The sequence below is a fragment of the Azoarcus sp. TTM-91 genome (assembly GCF_012911025.1).
In the GTDB taxonomy this organism is placed as follows: Bacteria; Pseudomonadota; Gammaproteobacteria; order Burkholderiales; family Rhodocyclaceae; genus Azoarcus.
Genome location: NZ_WUEI01000002.1, coordinates 40189 through 56055 on the forward strand (window position 1 = coordinate 40189; position 15867 = coordinate 56055).

Annotated in this window: 14 protein-coding genes and 1 tRNA gene; 10 read left to right on the top strand and 5 right to left on the bottom strand. The window is 64.5% G+C overall.

What is annotated here, in order from left to right; genetic code table 11:
• Window positions 1-43: 43 nt before the first annotated feature.
• Together rpoD and GRF61_RS00935 are read left to right on the top strand one after the other, a co-directional pair.
• A complete protein-coding gene (rpoD, locus tag GRF61_RS00930) occupies window positions 44-2026 on the top strand; it encodes an RNA polymerase sigma factor RpoD (RefSeq protein WP_169148870.1) in 1983 nt (660 codons plus the stop codon).
• Window positions 2027-2063: 37 nt separating this feature from the next.
• Window positions 2064-2140: transfer RNA gene (locus GRF61_RS00935), tRNA-Ile, on the top strand.
• 91 nt (window positions 2141-2231) lie between these two features.
• Here GRF61_RS00935 and gloA read toward each other — a convergent pair.
• Genes gloA through ffh form a run of 5 tightly spaced genes read right to left on the bottom strand, consistent with a single transcriptional unit; the run spans window position 2232 to window position 6293 of the window.
• Window positions 2232-2621 (bottom strand): lactoylglutathione lyase, encoded by a 390-nt coding sequence (gene gloA, locus GRF61_RS00940; protein WP_169148871.1) that lies wholly within the window; start codon window positions 2619-2621, stop codon window positions 2232-2234.
• Window positions 2622-2624: 3 nt separating this feature from the next.
• Complete coding sequence (locus GRF61_RS00945) at window positions 2625-3347, bottom strand: SprT family zinc-dependent metalloprotease (RefSeq protein ID WP_248281055.1); 723 nt, start codon at window positions 3345-3347, stop codon at window positions 2625-2627.
• Between the two features lie 55 nt (window positions 3348-3402).
• Window positions 3403-4152, bottom strand: a complete 750-nt coding sequence (locus tag GRF61_RS00950; RefSeq protein ID WP_169148873.1) for a molybdopterin-binding protein — start codon at window positions 4150-4152, stop codon at window positions 3403-3405.
• Window positions 4152-4931 carry an EI24 domain-containing protein gene (locus tag GRF61_RS00955; protein WP_169148874.1) on the bottom strand — a complete coding sequence of 260 codons (780 nt, stop codon included), beginning with the start codon at window positions 4929-4931 and terminating at the stop codon, window positions 4152-4154. The genes GRF61_RS00950 and GRF61_RS00955 overlap by 1 nt, the downstream gene beginning before the upstream one ends.
• Window positions 4932-4934: 3 nt before the next feature.
• Window positions 4935-6293: a signal recognition particle protein gene (gene ffh / locus GRF61_RS00960; RefSeq protein ID WP_169148875.1), complete on the bottom strand. Its 1359-nt coding sequence runs from the start codon at window positions 6291-6293 to the stop codon at window positions 4935-4937.
• 48 nt (window positions 6294-6341) lie between these two features.
• On the opposite strand from ffh, the gene ccsA reads away from it, so the two are divergent.
• From ccsA to GRF61_RS01000, 8 genes are all read left to right on the top strand, one after another.
• Window positions 6342-7169 (top strand): cytochrome c biogenesis protein CcsA, encoded by an 828-nt coding sequence (ccsA, locus tag GRF61_RS00965; protein WP_169148876.1) that lies wholly within the window; start codon window positions 6342-6344, stop codon window positions 7167-7169.
• 89 nt (window positions 7170-7258) lie between these two features.
• Window positions 7259-8977: a type IV-A pilus assembly ATPase PilB gene (pilB, locus tag GRF61_RS00970; protein WP_169148877.1), complete on the top strand. Its 1719-nt coding sequence runs from the start codon at window positions 7259-7261 to the stop codon at window positions 8975-8977.
• An 18-nt stretch (window positions 8978-8995) separates the two neighbouring features.
• Window positions 8996-10234 carry a type II secretion system F family protein gene (locus GRF61_RS00975; RefSeq protein WP_169148878.1) on the top strand — a complete coding sequence of 413 codons (1239 nt, stop codon included), beginning with the start codon at window positions 8996-8998 and terminating at the stop codon, window positions 10232-10234.
• A gap of 37 nt (window positions 10235-10271) precedes the next feature.
• Window positions 10272-11123: an A24 family peptidase gene (locus GRF61_RS00980; protein WP_169148879.1), complete on the top strand. Its 852-nt coding sequence runs from the start codon at window positions 10272-10274 to the stop codon at window positions 11121-11123.
• Between the two features lie 158 nt (window positions 11124-11281).
• Window positions 11282-11560 (top strand): zinc ribbon domain-containing protein, encoded by a 279-nt coding sequence (locus GRF61_RS00985; protein WP_169148880.1) that lies wholly within the window; start codon window positions 11282-11284, stop codon window positions 11558-11560.
• A 19-nt stretch (window positions 11561-11579) separates the two neighbouring features.
• Window positions 11580-12206, top strand: coding sequence for a DUF502 domain-containing protein (locus GRF61_RS00990; protein ID WP_169148881.1), 627 nt, complete (start codon window positions 11580-11582; stop codon window positions 12204-12206).
• Window positions 12207-12264: 58 nt separating this feature from the next.
• Window positions 12265-14064, top strand: coding sequence for an aspartate--tRNA ligase (gene aspS / locus GRF61_RS00995; protein WP_169148882.1), 1800 nt, complete (start codon window positions 12265-12267; stop codon window positions 14062-14064).
• Between the two features lie 139 nt (window positions 14065-14203).
• The gene (locus tag GRF61_RS01000) at window positions 14204-15844 is read left to right on the top strand and encodes a tetratricopeptide repeat-containing response regulator (protein ID WP_169148883.1); all 1641 of its coding nucleotides are present in this window, start codon (window positions 14204-14206) and stop codon (window positions 15842-15844) included.
• Window positions 15845-15867: the final 23 nt, after the last annotated feature.

Consider the following 15867-nt stretch of genomic DNA (forward strand, 5'->3'; position numbering starts at 1 on the left):
ATTTCCTGTTTCCCATTCTCTTCTGGCCTGACTGAGGAGTGCCATGGCACGCGAAAAAGCCAAGGATTCGCGCAAGGACAGCCCCAAGGGGCGTGCCTCCAAGGCGAAGGACAAGGCTGCACTGGTTGTCGACAGCCCGGAAGTCGCCCCCCTCGACGCCGAAGTTCGCCGTACCCGTCTGAAGACCCTGATCACGCTCGGCAAAGAGCGCGGCTACCTCACGTACGCCGAGATCAGCGACCACCTTCCGGATGACGTCGCCGACGCCGAGCAGATCGAAGGCATCATTGCTACCTTCAACAACATGGGCATCCAGGTTTTCGACGAGGCTCCGGCCGCCGAAGACCTGTTGATGTCGGACAACGTCGCCAATCCGGTCGACGAAGACGTAGCTGAGGAAGAAGCCGAGCAGGCGCTGTCCTCCGTAGACTCCGAGTTCGGCCGTACGACCGACCCGGTGCGCATGTACATGCGCGAGATGGGCACCGTCGAACTGCTCACCCGCGAGGGCGAGATCGAGATCGCCAAACGGATCGAAGACGGCCTGAAGCACATGGTGCAGGCCATCTCCGCTTGTCCGACCACCATCGCCGAGATGCTGGACACAGCTGACAAGGTCAGCCGTGAGGAGATGCGGATCGACGAACTGGTCGACGGCCTAATCGATCCGAACGCCGCTACGGAAGAGGCGGCCCTCGCCGAGTCCGAGGATGACTCCGCAAGCGCCTCCGCCGATGACGCGGAAGACGACAGCGACGAGGACGACGGCGACGGCGACGGCAGCGACAGCGCCAACGCGGCGTCCCTGCTGCAACTGAAGACCGACGCGCTGGCGCGCTTCGAGACCATCCGCGGCCACTACGAGAAGATGATGGCCAGCCTGGCCAAGAAGGGCTCGCAGGACAAAGCCTACCTCGACAGCCAGCAGCAGATCTCGGACGAACTGCTCAACATCCGCTTCACCGCCAAGTCCATCGAGCGCCTGTGCGACTCGGTACGTCACATGGTGGAGCAGGTGCGCGCCCATGAACGTCAGATCCTGCAGCTCTGCGTGGATCGGGCCGGCATGCCGCGCCAGCATTTCATCAAGAGCTTCCCCGGCCACGAAGCTGATCTCGATTGGCTGAAGCAGGAGATCGCCGGCGGCAAGGGCTATGTCGAAGGACTGATGCGGGTGCATCCGGCCGTGCTGGAAGAGCAGCAGAAGCTGATCGACCTGCAGGAGCGCATCGGCATCTCCCTGAAGGAGCTGAAGGACATCAACCGCCAGATGTCCACCGGCGAAGCCAAGATGCGCCGCGCCAAACGCGAGATGACCGAGGCCAACCTGCGCTTGGTGATCTCCATCGCCAAGAAGTATACCAACCGCGGCCTGCAATTCCTCGACCTCATCCAGGAAGGCAACATCGGCCTGATGAAGGCGGTGGACAAGTTCGAATACCGCCGCGGCTACAAATTCTCCACCTATGCCACCTGGTGGATCCGGCAGGCCATCACCCGTTCGATCGCCGACCAGGCGCGCACCATCCGTATCCCGGTGCACATGATCGAAACGATCAACAAGATGAACCGCATCAGCCGCCAGATCCTGCAGGAAACCGGCCAGGAGCCGGATCCCGCGACGCTGGCGGAGAAGATGGAGATGCCCGAGGAGAAGATCCGCAAGATCATGAAGATCTCCAAGGAGCCCATCTCCATGGAGACGCCGATCGGGGACGACGACGACTCCCATCTGGGCGATTTCATCGAGGACACCGCCACTCTCGCTCCGGCGGAGGCTGCGATGTACTCCGGTCTGCGCGACGCCACCGCGGAAGTGCTGGACTCCCTCACACCGCGTGAAGCCAAGGTGCTGCGCATGCGCTTCGGCATCGAGATGAATACCGATCACACGCTGGAGGAAGTCGGCAAGCAGTTCGACGTCACCCGCGAGCGCATCCGTCAGATCGAAGCCAAGGCGCTGCGCAAGCTGCGCCACCCCAGCCGCTCCGAGAAGCTGCGCAGCTTCCTCGACAGCGACGCCTGAAGGCCCGCCGCCCAGAACACCGGGCGGCCAGATTTCCGGGCCTTTAGCTCAATCGGTTAGAGCAGAGGACTCATAATCCTTTGGTTGCGGGTTCGAGTCCCGCAGGGCCCACCAGCGTTCAAGAAAAACGCCGATCCTCTGGATCGGCGTTTCTTTTTTGGAGCTCAGTCCCGCAGCATAGTCTGCACCTGGAGCAAAGAGGCCCTCAGGCCGGCCGGCGCTCTATCAACTCCACCTTGTAGCCGTCCGGATCTTCGACGAAGGCAATCACCGTGGCGCCATGCTTCATCGGCCCCGCCTCCCGCACCACCTTACCACCCCGATTGCGGATCTCATCACAGGCCTTCCGGGCATCCGGCACCTCCAGCGCGATGTGGCCGTAGGCATTACCCAGGTCGTAGCGGTCGGTATCCCAGTTGTGGGTCAACTCGATTACCGCGCCCTCTGCTTCGTCCTGATAGCCAACGAAAGCCAGAGTGAACTTGCCCTCTGGATAGTCTTGCCGACGCAGCAGCCGCATGCCCAGCACCTCGGTGTAGAAGCTCAGCGAGCGGTCGAGATTGCCGACGCGCAGCATGGTGTGAAGCAGTCGCATGATTCAGTCCTCTTGTGGAGTGGGGTCGGGCTCGCCGCCGATAAGCGGCAAGGTTTCCGCCGCCTTCCTCAGCGCTTGCCGGGCTGCCCGCCAATCCGGGTAGAGCGCTTCGACAACCGCCCAGAAACGCGGTGAATGGTTCATCTCTTCAAGGTGGGCCACCTCGTGGGCCACCACGTAGTCGGACAGCGCCGGCGGCAGATGGATCAAACGCCAATGCAGACGGATGCCGCTGTGGCGGCTGCAACTCCCCCAGCGGGTATTCGCACTGGTCAGGCGCACCGCGGGCACCTTCTGGTCAAGGCGGAAACAGAACTCCTCCACCCGTCCACCAAACCAGGCCAGCGCCCTCGCTCGCAACGCCTTCACCAACGCCTTGTCCAGCGCAGCACTAGCGGGCAACCACAACTCTTCGCAGCCGTCGCCCCCTAACCGCCAGCGGGCTTGCCGTGGAGATGCCGGCCCGATGCGCAGGCGGATGTTTTCACCCAGCAGGGGAAATTCCTCCCCATCCTGCAGCAACATCGGCTCGGGAAGCGTGCGCTCGCGACGCGCATCCAGCTTGTCGAGCAACCAGCGGGTGTGACTGCGAACGAAGCGCTCGACCTCACTCTGCGCCAGCCCGTAAGGCACCGAGACCCTTGGCCCGCGGTGATCGATCTGCAGCGCCAGGGAACGCCGGGCGGAACGACGCAGGGTCAGCACCACCTCCCGGCCTTCCAGCATCAGGCGGCAGGGGGTTTCGCTCGGCTGGCGAGCGGCCGACTTCAGCTTCGGCGGACTAAGCCTTGTCTTCCCAAACATAGCCTTGCGCGGCCACGCCAGCCTTCAGCCTGATCATGGCAGCCTCGACATCCTGCGCCCGCCCCTTCATGCCAAGCTCGATCGAGCGGCGCTCGCCCTCGCCAGCGATGGTAGGGAGGCTGAAAAGCGTGGCGCCCGGAAACGCTGCCGTCAGCTCGCGCATCAGCGGGATGAGCTGCCCCTCATGGGCATCCCACACCGTGACCGCCGCCTCCACATAGTCTTCGACATGGTGCAGGTGGCCATAACGCGCGTCCAGCACCCACTCCACCATCTGCCAGGCCATGACCGGGAAGCCGGGAACGAAGTGATGCTGGCGGATGGAAAAACCCGGAATCCTGTTGTAGCCGTTGGGGATGATCTCGCTGCCGACGGGATAGACGCCCATCTGCAGCCGCTCCGGCGTCACCTCATCGCCGAAGCGTGCCCGGATCTCCACCTCCGCCTCGGGATGCAATGCCAGCTCCAGCCCCAAGGCCTCGGCCGCCGATTGGCGGGTGCGGTCGTCCGGCGTGGCACCGATGCCGCCGAAGCTGAAGACGACGTCGCCGGTAGCGAAAGTCTGCCGCAGGGTCTCGACCAGGCACGGACCATCATCGCCGGCGTAGCGTGCCCAGGACAGCTTCAGCCCGCGCGCCGCCAGCAGCTCGATCAGCTTGGCCAGATGCTTGTCGCTGCGCCGGCCGGACAGGATCTCGTCGCCAATGATCAAGGCACCAAAATTCATCACAAGCGCTCCGGGAGAGTGGAAACCTCAGGCTCGGGGTCCAGCAGGGTCACCCCATTGCGCTGACGCTCACGCCTCAAGGTCTCCAGCATGAAATGGACGAAGGCTAGGCCAGAGAACGCTGGCGCCACCAGATTCACCAGCGGAATGTAGGCCAGCAGGGCGCAGCACCCGCCCAGCACCAACATGGGCATGCGCTGGGCCGCGCGCAGGCGGCGCATTTCCTGGGCATCGGCATGCAGCATCAGCGCGTCGTAGCCAAAGGCGCGCTGGTTCAACCAGCCGGTAAGCAGCACCGAGGCCACCAGCCCCACGCCGGGAATCAACCAGAATGGCAGGGAGACCAGCAAGCCCGCCAGGAAAAGCACGGAGGCCGCAATCGCGTTCCAGGCGCTGCCGAGGTTGCTGCCGCCCCGCCGTAACTCGAGGTCGGTGTAGTCCCGCTGCGCTACCCGCTCCAACATCATCGGCAAGGCAATCGCCGCAACCAATATCGCCGCAGTGAGATAGATCAAGGGAACGAAAGCCAGCGCGATCGCGAGCTTCACCATGATCAGCGTGACCGCGGCAAACACCTCCGAACTATCCAGCCAGCCGCCGACCAGTGCCCAGCCCTCTATCCAGCCCATGGCCGCAGTGACCAGCGCGGTCCACGAGAAGATCGCCGCCACAAGCCACACTAGCGCCGCCACCACCCCCGGCCACACCAGGTGCCAGAAGATGTCGCGCCGCGCCAGACTGCGCAGCCCCCGACCGAAGGCGAGCAGGATGTCGCGCATCGCTTAGCGCGGCATTCCCGGCAGCATGCCCTTCATGCCCCGCATCAGCTTCTGCATGCCGCCCTTGGAGAACTGCTTCATGACCTTCTGCGTCTGCTCGAACTGGTTCAGCAGGCGATTAACCTCCTGCACCGTCACTCCCGCCCCGGCAGCGATGCGCCGCTTGCGGCTGGCCTTGAGCAGTTCGGGCTTGGCGCGCTCCAGGGGCGTCATCGAGTTGATGATGCCCTCGATGCGGCCTATCGCCTTCTCTTCCACGCCGCCCTGCAATTGGCCTGCGGCCTGGGCAAACTGTGCCGGCAGCTTGTCCAGCATGGAGGACAGGCCACCCATCTTGCGCATCTGGGCGATCTGCTCCTTGAAGTCGTTGAGGTCGAAGCCCTTGCCGGCCTTGAGCTTCTGCGCAAAGGCCTTGGCCTTCTCCTCATCGACCCCACGGCGCGCCTCTTCCACCAGGCCAAGAATGTCGCCCATGCCAAGGATGCGGCTGGCCATGCGATCCGGGTGAAAAGGCTCCAGGCCGCTGAGCTTCTCGCCGACGCCGGCAAACTTCAGCGGCTTGCCGGTCACATGCCGCACCGACAGCGCCGCGCCACCGCGGGAGTCGCCGTCCAGCTTGGTCAGCACCACGCCGGTCAGCGGAAGCGCCTCGTTGAAGGCGCGGGCGGTGTTCACCGCGTCCTGGCCGAGCATGGCGTCCACCACGAACAGGGTTTCCACCGGATCCACCGCGGCATGCAGCGCCTTGATTTCAGCCATCATGGCTTCGTCCACCGCCAGCCGGCCGGCGGTATCGACCAATAGCACATCCATGTGATGTTTGCGCGCGTAGTCGAGCGCCGAAAGCGCGATGTCCACCGGCTTCTGCACGGCAGTGGAAGGGAAGAAGTCGACGCCGGCCTGAGCCGCAACCGTCTTCAGCTGCTCGATGGCCGCCGGGCGATAGACGTCCGCCGACACCACCAACACCTTCTTCTTCATCTGCTCCTTGAGGAGCTTGGCCAGCTTGCCGGTGGTAGTGGTCTTGCCGGCGCCCTGCAGACCGGCCATCAGGATCACGGCCGGCGGCTGAGCCGCCAGATCCAGCCCCTGGTGAGCCCCCCCCATCAGCAGCTTCAGTTCGTCATGGACCACACCCACCAGCGCCTGCCCCGGCGTCAGCGAGCCGACCACTTCCTGCCCAAGCGCCTTTTCCTTGACCTTGCCAATGAAATCCTTCACCACTGGCAAGGCGACGTCGGCCTCCAGCAAGGCCATGCGCACTTCACGCATTGCCTCCTGGATGTTGTCCTCGGTCAGGCGGGCCTGCCCGCGCAGGGTCTTGACGACCTTGGACAGGCGCTGGGTGAGATTATCTAGCATGTACGGGACCTTCGGCCTGGGATGACTTGGAGTAAACTGCTGGAATCTATGCCCCCGATTCTACTTCATCTCCTCCCCGCCTCGCTCTACGCGGGCCTTTGCGCCTGGTTCTGGCGCGGTTGCGTGTTGCGGCAGAAAGCCGAGCCGCGGCAAGGCATGTCGTCCCGGGAACGCCTCGTCCTGCTGGTGGCGCTATTGGCGCATGGGCTGGCATTGCATGAGGCCCTGTTTCCAGGACAGGAAATGCGCTTCGGTTTCGGCGTCGCCATCTCACTGATGGTGTGGCTGGCCATTTGCTTCTATTGGGTGGAAACGCTGTACACCCGGCTGGAGGGGCTACATGCGCTTGCAATGCCGGCCGGCGCGGTCGCCAGCCTGATCCCGGCCTTCTTTCCCGGACAGCACATCCTGGCCAACGCCGGCTCACCGGCCTTCCGCGCCCACTTCATCGTCGCGATGCTGGCCTACAGCCTGTTCACCCTGGCCGCCTTGCACGCGATGCTGATGGCGGTTGCCGAACGCCGGCTGCATAACGCCCGGCTCACCCGCACGATGGTCAACCTTCCTCCGCTGCTGACGATGGAAGCCTTGCTGTTCCGCCTGATCAGCATTGCTTTCGTATTACTGACGCTGACGCTGGCCTCAGGCGTGGTGTTCTCCGAAAGCCTGTTCGGCACCGCCTTCCGGGTGGACCACAAGACGGTGTTCGCCATGATTTCGTGGCTCCTGTTCGGCGCCCTGCTTTTCGGCCGCAGGGTGTGGGGCTGGCGTGGCCGGGTCGCGCTACGATGGACGCTGGCCGGCTTCATCGCCCTGATGCTGGCCTACATCGGCAGCCGCTTCGTCATCGAAGTCCTGCTCCACCGCGCTGGCTGACATGATGCCCCGCACAGCCAGGAAGCACCGCCCTTTACAAGAATCGGCCCGGCGTGCAAGATCGAATGTCAGTTAGTTAAGAGCGGGACATGGCCGCAAACCCCCAGACCGCGCTGAGCGGACTTGCACGGGCGCTGATCCAGCATGGCCGGCTTTCCGAGGCCGACGCCCTAGCCTGTGCCCCCAATGCCAGCGGTTCCACCAACGGTTTTCTTCTCGAAGTCGCCCAACGCGGCCTGCTCGCGCCTCGGGAAGTCGCCCGCTTCGCTGCCGAGACTTTCGGCTATCCCCAGCTCGACCTCGCCGCAGTAGATCGCAGCACCCTTCCCCGCGACGCGGTGGACCGCAAGCTGATGAGCAAGCATCAGGTGGTCGCCCTGGGTCGGCGCCAGAACCGCTTGCTGCTCGCGGTGGCGGACCCCTCGAACATGCGGGTCCTGGACGAAATCCGCTTCCAGACCGGCCTGCAGGTGGACCTGGTGGTCGTGGAGGCGGACAAGCTCGCCAAGCTGGCGGAAGCCCTGTCCGAATCCACCGAGCAGACGCTGAAGGACCTCACCGGCGACGAATTCGACATGGACCTCCTGCAACAGGAGGCCCCCGGCGAACAGGCAACGACGGAAGACAGCAGCAACGAAGTGGACGACGCCCCAGTCGTCAAATTCATCCAGAAGGTACTGATCGACGCCATCAACGAAGGCGCCTCCGATATCCACTTCGAGCCCTATGAGAAGTATTACCGGATCCGGGTACGCACCGATGGCGTGCTGCGTGAAATCGCCCAGCCGCCGCTGGTGCTGAAAGAAAAGATCGCCGCCCGTATCAAGGTCATCTCCCGCCTGGACATCTCCGAGAAGCGGGTTCCCCAGGACGGCCGGATGAAACTGGTGCTCTCCAAGAGCAAGGCCATCGACTTCCGCGTCTCCACCCTGCCCACGCTGTATGGCGAGAAGATCGTCATGCGTATCCTGGACCCCAGCTCCGCCATGCTGGGCGTGGACGCACTGGGCTATGAGCCCGAGCAGAAGAAGGTCCTGCTGGACGCGGTGCAGCGTCCCTACGGCATGATCCTGGTCACCGGCCCCACTGGCTCGGGCAAGACGGTTTCGCTCTACACCTGTCTCAACATCCTGAACAAGGCGGGCGTGAATATCTCCACCGCCGAGGATCCGGCGGAAATCAATCTCCCGGGGGTGAACCAAGTCAATGTTAACGACAAGGCCGGCCTCACCTTCGCCACTGCATTGCGCGCCTTCCTCCGCCAGGATCCGGACGTCATCATGGTCGGCGAAATCCGCGACCTGGAGACCGCTGAGATTTCGGTCAAGGCCGCTCAGACCGGTCACCTGGTGCTGTCCACCCTGCACACCAACGACGCCCCGACTACGCTGGAGCGCCTCAAGAACATGGGCGTCGCGCCCTTCAACATCGCCTCGTCGGTGATCATGATCACCGCCCAGCGCCTGGCGCGCCGCCTGTGTTCCTGCAAGAAGCCGGCGGATATCCCGATCGAGGCCCTGCTCGAAGCCGGCTTCAGCGAAGAAGACCTCGACGGCAGCTGGCAACCGTATGCACCCAATGGCTGCGAGCGCTGCAAGGGCAGCGGCTACAAGGGCCGCGTCGGCATCTATCAGGTGATGCCGATCAGCGAGGACATTGCCCACATCATCATGACCAACGGCAACTCGATGGACATCGCCGCACAGGCGCAGCGCGAGGGCATACGCGACCTGCGCCAGTCCGGCCTGCTCAAGGTCAGGCAGGGGGTGACTTCCCTGGAAGAAGTGCTGGCTTCGACCAACGAATAAGGAAACAGGAAGCGCATCATGGCCACAGCAAGCCGTGCCCCCCGCCGCCCCGCGGCCACCGGCCCCAAGGAAGACCTCTACAGCTGGGAAGGCAAGGACAAGACCGGCAAGATCGTTCGCGGCGAGATGCGCGCTACCGGAGAAGCGGTGGTCCAGGCCACCCTGCGTCGGCAAGGCATCCTCGTCACCAAGGTCAAGAAACAGAAGCTATCCCGCGGCCACAAAATCAGCGACAAGGACATCGCCCTCTTCACCCGCCAGCTGGCGACGATGATGAAGTCCGGTGTCCCGCTGCTGCAGGCCTTCGACATCGGCATCAAGGGCTCGGGCAACCCCAGCCTCGCCCGCCTGCTGAACGAGGTGCGCACCGATGTGGAGACCGGCTCCAACCTGTCCCAGGCCTTCAGCCGCCATCCGGTCCATTTCGACAAGCTATTCTGCAACCTGGTCGCCGCCGGGGAACAGGCCGGCATCCTGGACAACTTGCTGGACCGCATCGCCACCTACAAAGAGAAGATCCTGGCGATCAAGAGCAAGATCAAGTCCGCCCTGTTCTACCCGATCGCGGTGGTGGTGGTCGCCGCGCTGGTGGTCGCGGTAATGATGCTGTTCGTCATCCCGGAGTTCAAGAACGTGTTCACCAGCTTTGGCGCGGATCTTCCGGCGCCGACGCAATTGGTGATCGCGATGTCCGACTTCTTCGTCTCGTACTGGTACCTGGTGTTCGGCATCATCATCGGCACCGTCGTCGGTATCGCCTACGCCTACCGGCGATCTTCCGCCATGCAGATCGCGGTGGACAGGCTGGTGCTGAAGATGCCGGTGATCGGCGAAATCATCCGCAAGGCCACCGTCGCACGCTGGGCGCGCACGCTGTCCACCATGTTCGCTGCCGGCGTCCCGCTGGTGGAAGCGCTGGACTCGGTGGGCGGGGCATCGGGCAACTACGTCTATCTCACCGCCACCAAGCAGATCCAGAACGAGGTCAGCACCGGCACCAGCCTCACGGTCTCGATGCAGAACGCCAACGTGTTCCCCACCATGGTCGTGCAGATGGTGTCCATCGGCGAAGAGTCCGGCCAGCTCGACTCCATGCTGGGCAAGGTTGCCGATTTCTTCGAGCAGGAAGTGGATGACGCGGTCGCTGGCCTGTCCCAGCTGCTGGAGCCCATCATCATGGTCTTCCTCGGCACGGTCATCGGCGGCCTGGTGGTCGCCATGTACCTGCCCATTTTCAAACTCGGCTCGGTGGTCTGACCCGGCCCGCCGCTCTGCGGCTCACCACGACGCGTCAATGCTAGAAATCCTGCACGAGCCTTCCGTCTTCGCCCCGCTGGCCGCCCTGCTCGGCCTGTTCGTCGGCAGCTTCCTCAACGTCGTCATCCACCGCCTTCCGCGCATGCTGGAACAGGAGTGGCATGCGCAGGCTGCAGAACTGCGGGGCGAAGAGCCGCCCGCCGCCGCCCGCTACAACCTGGCCACGCCCCGCTCCAGTTGCCCGCATTGCGGCCACCAGATCGGCGCCATCGAGAACGTCCCCGTGGTGAGCTATCTGGTGCTGCGTGGGCGCTGCCGTCACTGCGGGGCCCGCATCGGCCTCCGCTACCCCATCGTCGAACTGCTGAGCGCGGTGCTCTCCGGTTATGCCGCTTGGCATTTCGGCTGGGGAGCCGCTGGCATCGGCGCCCTGCTCTTCGTCTGGGCAATGATCGCGCTCGCCTTCATCGACCTGGATACCCAGCTGCTGCCGGACAGCCTGACGCTGCCCTTGCTATGGGCGGGGCTGCTGCTGAATCTCGGCTCCACCTATGCCTCGCTCGGCGACTCGGTGGTCGGCGCAGCCGCTGGCTATCTCACCCTGTGGTCGGTGTACTGGCTGTTCAAGCTGCTCACCGGCCGTGAAGGCATGGGCTACGGCGACTTCAAGCTGCTGGCGGCAATCGGTGCCTGGCTGGGCTGGCAGATGCTGCCGCTCACCATCCTGTTCTCCTCGGTGGTAGGCGCCGTAGTCGGCATTGCGCTCATCCTTTTCGCCCGTCACGGGCGCAACGTCCCCATCCCCTTCGGCCCCTATCTGGCTGCAGCCGGCGTGCTGGCGCTGTTCTGGGGCAATGCGATCACGGCCTACTACCTCGGCCACCTGTAGCGCCAGCCCTTGAAAAACCGGCGGTCGCCCCTCACATCCGGGCGAAGCTGCCTCTCTCCCATGGCCCGCCCTTACCGGCCTGCTGCGGGGCTGCAGCTTCCCTTCTTCCCGATGCTGCGTTGCGTTAGACTTACACGCTTGCCTTTTCGGAGGTCATCATGCCTATCTATGAATATCGTTGCGAGAGCTGCGGGTACCAGAAAGAACATCTGCAGAAGATGAGCGACGCCCCGCTCTCCACCTGCCCGTCCTGCGGCAAGGCGAGCTATACCAAGCTGTTGTCTGCCGCCGGCTTCCAGCTGAAGGGCAGCGGTTGGTATGCCACCGACTTCAAGAACGGCGGCGGCAAATCTGCCAGTTCGTCTTCTGCTTCGTCGTCCAGCGACAGCGCGCCGGCAGCCGGCTGCGGCGGTGGCTGCGCCTGTCATCCTTCCTGACAGGCAGCGCCGGCCACCCGTGAAAAAGTATCTGATCACCGGACTGCTGATCTGGATTCCGCTGGCCATCACCTTCATGGTGCTGGCCTGGATCGTAAATACCCTGGACCAAATCATCCTGTGGCTGCCGGAGGGCGTACAGCCCAAGGTGATGTTCGGCTTCAACATTCCCGGCGTCGGGCTGGTCCTCAGCGTGCTCATCGTGCTCTCCACCGGCCTGGTGGCGGCCAATGTACTGGGGCAGAAGCTGGTCCAGGTGTGGGAGGCGGTGCTGGCCCGGATCCCGGTGGTCAAATCCATCTACTACAGCGTCAAGCAGGTTTCCGACACGCTGTTCTCCAGCAACGGCCAGGCTTTCCGCAAGGCCTTGCTGGTGCAGTACCCGCGCCAGGGCGCCTGGACCATTGCCTTCCTCACCGGCAAGCCCGGCGGCGATGCGGCGCAGCATCTGCCCGGCGACTACGTCAGCGTCTACGTGCCGACCACGCCCAACCCGACCTCGGGCTTCTTCCTGATGATGCCGGCGGCGGACGTCATCGAGCTGGAAATGAGCGTGGACGAGGCCCTGAAGTACATCATCTCGATGGGCGTCGTCGCCCCCGCGCCGCGCCGCTTGAACGAGCGGCCCGCGCTGCTGAACGAATAACGCTCCTTGCCTTCCCCGGCGGCCTGCGCCGCCTTCTGAATTGCCGGAACTCCACACCATGCGAACTCATTACTGCGGAAAAGTCACCGCCGCCGACCTTGACCAGATCGTCACGCTGAACGGCTGGGTGCATCGCCGCCGCGACCACGGCGGCGTCATCTTCATCGACCTGCGCGACCGCGAAGGCCTGGTCCAGGTCGTCTGCGACCCCGACCGCGCCGAGATGTTCAAGATCGCCGAGTCGGTGCGCAACGAGTTCGTACTGCAGATGAGCGGAAAAGTGCGCCGCCGTCCGGCTGGCACCGAGAACGTCAACCTCACCTCCGGCGAGATCGAGGTGCTGTGCCACGACATCCAGATCCTGAACGCCTCGGTCACCCCGCCGTTCCAGCTCGACGACGAAAACCTGTCGGAAACGGTGCGCCTGGCCAACCGGGTGATCGACCTGCGCCGCCCGCAGATGCAGAAGAACCTGATGCTGCGCTACAAGGTCGCGATGGCCTTCCGCCGCTTCCTGGATGGCGCCGGCTTCATTGACATCGAAACGCCGATGCTGACCAAGAGCACCCCGGAAGGTGCGCGCGACTACCTGGTGCCCTCCCGGGTGCACCCGGGCCAGTTCTTCGCCCTGCCGCAGTCGCCGCAGCTCTTCAAGCAGTTGCTGATGGTCGCCGGCTTCGACCGCTACTACCAGATCACCAAGTGTTTCCGTGACGAAGACCTGCGCGCCGACCGCCAGCCGGAATTCACCCAGGTCGATATCGAGACCTCCTTCCTGAACGAAACCGAGATCACCGCGATCATGGAAGAAATGATCCGCTTCGTGTTCAAGGAAGCCCTGGCGGTGGAGCTGCCCAGCCCCTTCCCGCGCATGACCTACGCCGAAGCCATGCGCCGCTTCGGCTCGGACAAGCCCGACCTGCGCGTCACCCTGGAGCTGACCGAAGTCACCGACGCCATGCAGGATGTCGCCTTCAAGGTCTTCTCGGGTCCGGCCAACAGCGGCGGCCGCGTCGCCGCCATGCGCGTGCCTGGCGGCGCCAGCCTGAGCCGGGGCGAGATCGACGAGTACACCAAGTTCGTCGGCATCTACGGCGCCAAGGGCTTGGCCTACATCAAGGTGAACGATGTCACCAAGGTGAATGAGGAAGGCCTGCAGTCGCCCATCGTCAAGAACCTGAACGAAACCGCCCTGCGCACCGTGCTGGAGCGCACCGGCGCCCAGTCCGGCGACCTCATCTTCTTCGGCGCCGACAAGGCCAAGGTGGTGAACGACGCCATGGGTGCGCTGCGCACCAAGCTCGGCCATGAGAAGGGCTATGTCACCGGTGAAGCCTGGCGCCCGCTGTGGGTGGTGGACTTCCCGATGTTCGAGTACGACGAGGACGACAAGCGCTGGACCGCCTGCCACCACCCCTTCACCAGCCCGAAGGACGAGCATGTGGACCTGCTCGCCACCGACCCGGGCGCCTGCGTGGCCAAGGCCTACGACCTCGCCCTAAACGGCTGGGAGATCGGCGGCGGCTCGGTGCGTATCCACCGCGCCGACGTGCAGGCCAAGGTGTTCGAGGCACTCAACATCGGCGCCGAGGAGCAGCAGCTCAAGTTCGGCTTCCTGCTGGACGCGCTGAAGTACGGCGCGCCGCCGCACGGCGGCCTGGCCTTCGGCCTGGACCGTGTGGTCACCATGATGGCCGGCGCCGAGTCCATCCGCGACGTCATCGCCTTCCCCAAGACCCAGCGCGCCCAGTGCCTGCTCACCAACGCCCCGGGTGAGGTGGACGAGAAGCAGCTGCGCGAGTTGCACATCCGCCTGCGCCAGAAGGTGGAAACCCAGGTGGAAGTCGCCCGCGACTGATCCTTGCCGGCCCCCGGATAAAAAGCGGATGAATCCCATCCGCTTTTTTTTCGCCCGGCGGGCCTTCAGCCCGCCCCCGGATTTGCCGTAAGCTTTTCCAGCCAGCCCCGGCCCGCTTACGCCCGATACGACCAAGAACATGGCCTCCCTTGCCGGTATCTCCGTCCTGGTCATAGAAAGCCAGCCCAATATGCGCGCGCAGCTGCGCACCATGCTGACCTCCATCGGCCTGGAACAGGTGCAGTTCGCCGCTTCCGCCGGCATGGCGGTGCGCCGGCTGCGCGAGCGCCGCTACAACCTGCTGCTGTGCGAGTACCACCTCGGCGAGGGGCAGGATGGCCAGCACCTGCTCGAGGATCTGCGCAACCACGAGATCATTCCGCTGGACACGCTGTTCATCATGATCACGGGCGAGCGCAACTACGAGCGCGTCGTCAGCGCCGCCGAACTCGCCCCCAATGACTACATCCTCAAGCCCCTCACCGCCGAGACCCTGCGTACCCGGCTGCAACGCGCCTTCGACAAGCGGGAGGCCTTCCTGCCGGCCTGGAAGCTGATCGAGATGGGCGACTCGGTGGAAGCGGTGGCCTACTGCGAGCAGGCGCAGGACGAATATCCGCAGTACCTGATCGATTTCCTGCGCCTGCAGGCCGAGCTGCATGCCGCCATGGGCCATGTGGAACAAGCGGAGACCCTCTACCGCCTCATCCTCGAATCCCGCACCACGCCCTGGGCGCGGCTGGGGCTGGCGCGCATGCTCTACACCCGCAAGCGCTACGACGAGGCGGAGGAATTCCTCACCGACCTCATCGCCGAGAACGACCTCTACCTGGATGCCTACGATCTGCTCGCCCGCTGCCGCGAAGAGAACGGCCGCACCGGCGAGGCCCGCGACGTGGTGGAAGCCGCCGCCAAGCGGTCGCCGCACCGCCTGAACCGCCTGCGCCACCTGGGCGAACTCGCCCTCACCCTGGGTGACGCCGCCACCGCCGAAAGCACCATGGCCGAGGTGGTGCGCAAGGGCAAGTATTCCGACTTCCGCGATCCGGAAGACCATGTGCGGCTGGTGCAGGCGCAACTGGAGCAAGGCAAGACCGAAAGCGCCGAGGCCACCATCGCCGACCTGGACAAGACCATGGGCGAGATACCCAAGGCCAGGCTGTGCAAGGCCTTGTCCAGCGCCTTGCTGCACGCCCGCAGCGGCGACGTGCCGCGCGCCCAGGAAGCGCTGCTGGAGGCCGCCAGGAACAGTGCCGCCGCCGGCCGCCTGTCGGTCGGCCTGAAGCAGGAACTGGTCAAAGCCTGCTTCGATAACCAGCTGGGCGACCAGGGTACCGAAGTCGTCATGGACATCCTGCGCAACGCCGCGGACGAACAGACGGTGGAAAGCACCCGCGCGGTGCTGCGCTCCCGCGGCCTGGAAGAACTCTCGCGCCAGATCGAGCAGCGCATCCAGGCCGAGGTGAAGGGCCTGATCAGCACCGGCGCCGAGAAAGCGCGGGCCGGCGACTACGACGGCGCGGTCGCCGAGATGATGAACGCCGCCCGCAAGATGCCCGGCAACCCGCATGTGCTGTTCAACGCCGCCCTTGCCCTGCTGCGGCACATCGAGCACCGCGGCTGGAACGAACGCTTCGCCGCCCAGGCACGCGGCCTGATCGAGCGCGCCCGCCGGCTGGCGCCGGCCTATCCCAAACTGTCGGCCATCAGCGAGTTCATGCACAGCCTGCTGCAACGCTACGGCATCCGCCCGCAGGGCATTCCGCGCCGGCCGGCTTAAGCCCCCACGCCCTCCCCTTGCGA